Genomic DNA, 2,530 nt, shown 5'->3' on the forward strand with positions numbered 1-2,530 from the left:
CCATTTATGGCGCTGCCAAAGTCACCGAGATCACCGACGAATGGCACTCGGTCGCTTCGCTCCGCTCGCGGCTGACGCAGCCGAATTCGGAATTCCTGGTGGCCGATGATGGCAAGCGGATCGGCGGCATGGCTTTCGCCGCCGCCACCGCCGATGCGAAAATCATCCTGCTGAACCAGCTCTACGTCCATCCGGACTGCCAAAGGCGCGGGATCGGGCAAGCACTGCTCGACGAGGTCGAGGCCAGTTTCCCGGAAGCGCGAACGCTGCGCGTCGAGGTCGAGGAGGCCAATGGCGGCGCCATTGCTTTCTACCGGTCGAAGGGGTTTTTGCCTGTCAGTGCCGCGGAGGAGTCCCGCGATACCTCAAGACCGACGACGCTGAGTTTCGAGAAGTCGCTCGGATAGATTGCCACCGGGATGAATAGAGCGACCTGGCCATGCGTCATCGCGGCGTTTGCTGTGCCGGCTCACGACGGATATGCAAGGGCATGACCAAACTGTCCCGCATTACAGCGCTGGCGCTGCTCGCCATCATCATTTTCGCGACCTTGTCGCCGATCCAGATGCGGCCGCACCTCGCTGAAGCGAATGTCGAGCGTGCCTTGGCTTATGTCCTGTTGGGCTTCGCCCTGGCGATCGGCTTCCCCAACCGACTGTACCAGGTCGTGATCTTCGTGGCTGTGACCGCCGGCATGCTGGAACTGCTTCAGCTCATTGATCCCGGTCGCCATGCACGCCTCATCGATGCATTGGTGAAAGCCCTTGCCGGGGTGGTTGGGATCGTGGCGGGACACCTGATCGTCAGGGCCGGCGGACAAAAGAGCGAGAGCTAGGCGCGGCAGCAATCCGCCGCGATACGTCGACCCCAAAGAGTACGGGACCATCGACTGTGGTCGGCCCGTGTCTGTCTGGCCGAAGGATCGAGCCTTCGCGCTAGACAGCGGGAACCTCCACATTGTCGATCAGTCTGGTCTTGCCGAGCCATGCTGCCGCGAGAAGACGCCCTTCGCGGTTTCGGCGCCATGGCGCAAGCGTCAGGCTTTGGCGTACCTCGACATAGTCGACCTTTTGAAAGCCGGCGGCGATGAGGGCGCGGCTGGCCTCTTCGGTTGCGTCGCTCTGGCCGGCGCCTGCCGCCAGGGCCGCAGCCGTATTGCGCAATATGACGTTGAGTTGGCGGGCGATCTTCAGTTCGGCCTCATCGAGATAGGCGTTGCGTGACGACATGGCGAGACCATGCGCGTCGCGTATCGTCGGTGCGCCGATGATCTCGACAGGCAGGTCGAGGTCGCGGCAGAGCTGCCTCACCACACAAAGCTGCTGGTAGTCCTTCTCGCCGAAGACCGCACAGTCGGGCGTTGCCTGCAGGAGGAGCTTTGCCACCACGGTGGCGACGCCGTCGAAAAAGGTCGGCCGAAAGTCCGATTCGAGCCCGCCGGAGGGGCCGCCGACCGAGATTTTCGTGGCGAAGCCCGCGGGATACATCTCGCCAACCGTCGGTGTGAAGGCAAGGTCGGCCTTTGCCGCGCCCAACTGCTCGAGGTCGCGGGCGAGTTGGCGCGGGTACTTGTCGAGGTCTTCGCTCGGCGCGAACTGCGTCGGGTTGACGAAGATCGACACGACGCAGCGCTCGGCTTTTTGGAGCGCGATCCTGACCAGCGAGATGTGCCCGTCATGCAAAGCGCCCATGGTCGGCACCATGGCGACACGAAGGCCGTCGCGCCGCCAGTCCCGGATTTGCGCGCGAAGTGCGGCTACGCTGTCGACGACGACGGGTTGGCTCATGTGTCGTCCCTGCTGTTTGCCGCCGAAAAGACATGGCCGGGGCCGGGGAATGTCCGGCCCCGCACCTCGGCTGCATAGGTTTCCGCCGCATGCGAGATCACGCTGCGCAGGTCGGCGTATTCCTTGACGAATTTCGGCACGCGATCGACGGTCAGCCCGACCATGTCGTCGATGACCAGGATCTGGCCGTCGCATTCACCGCTGGCACCGATGCCGATGGTCGGAATGGCGAGGCGGCGGCTGATATCGGCGGCGACCCTCTCGACCGTGCCTTCGATGACCACCGAGAAAGCGCCGGCATTCTCGACGGCGAGCGCATCGCGAAGCAATGCCGCAACAGCCTCCTCGGTGCGGCCCTTGATCTTGTAGCCGCCGTCCTTCTCGACCGATTGCGGCTGCAGGCCGATATGTCCCATCACCGGAATGCCGGCGGCGACGATGGCCTCGATCTGGCTGATCATGTCGAGGCCGCCTTCGAGCTTCACCGCCTGGCAGCCGGTTTCGTCGACGACCCGCCGCGCCGAGTTGACGGCTTGCGCTGCCGTTGCCTCATAGGTGCCGGCCGGCAGGTCGACGACGACGCAGGCCCTGGCCGAGCCGCGCATCACGGCCTGCCCATGTGCGATCATCATCTCCAGCGAGGCGCCCAGCGTCGTCTTGTGGCCATGCAGGACCATGGCGACACTGTCGCCGACCAGAAGCAGGTCAACATGGCGATCGAGCAGACGGGCGATGGGATAGGT

General features: G+C 64.2%; 4 protein-coding genes. 2 read left to right on the forward strand and 2 right to left on the reverse strand.

What is annotated here, in order from left to right; genetic code table 11:
• Both EN906_RS30590 and EN906_RS30595 read left to right on the forward strand, forming a co-directional pair.
• Positions 1–407, forward strand: a 407-nt coding sequence (locus tag EN906_RS30590; RefSeq protein WP_164777484.1) for a GNAT family N-acetyltransferase, incomplete at its 5' end; no start/stop codon positions are given.
• 83 nt (positions 408–490) lie between these two features.
• Positions 491–835 (forward strand): antibiotic resistance protein VanZ, encoded by a 345-nt coding sequence (locus EN906_RS30595; RefSeq protein ID WP_023812139.1) that lies wholly within the window; start codon positions 491–493, stop codon positions 833–835.
• 100 nt (positions 836–935) lie between these two features.
• Here the strand turns inward: EN906_RS30595 and panC are convergent, their stop codons facing one another.
• Positions 936–1,787, reverse strand: coding sequence for a pantoate--beta-alanine ligase (gene panC, locus EN906_RS30600; RefSeq protein ID WP_127272406.1), 852 nt, complete (start codon positions 1,785–1,787; stop codon positions 936–938).
• Positions 1,784–2,530 (reverse strand): 3-methyl-2-oxobutanoate hydroxymethyltransferase (gene panB / locus EN906_RS30605; protein ID WP_127375628.1); only part of this gene is annotated, 747 nt, incomplete at its 5' end. The genes panB and panC, both read right to left, overlap by 4 nt.

Source organism: Mesorhizobium sp. M7A.F.Ca.CA.004.06.1.1 (assembly GCF_003999135.1).
GTDB lineage: Bacteria > Pseudomonadota > Alphaproteobacteria > Rhizobiales > Rhizobiaceae > Mesorhizobium.

Bases quoted from the DNA above. Each gene is read 5' to 3' on its own strand.
- EN906_RS30595 (WP_023812139.1), top strand. From the start codon at position 491: ATGACCAAACTGTCCCGCATTACAGCGCTGGCGCTGCTCGCCATCATC.
- panC (WP_127272406.1), bottom strand. From the start codon at position 1,787: ATGAGCCAACCCGTCGTCGTCGACAGCGTAGCCGCACTTCGCGCGCAA.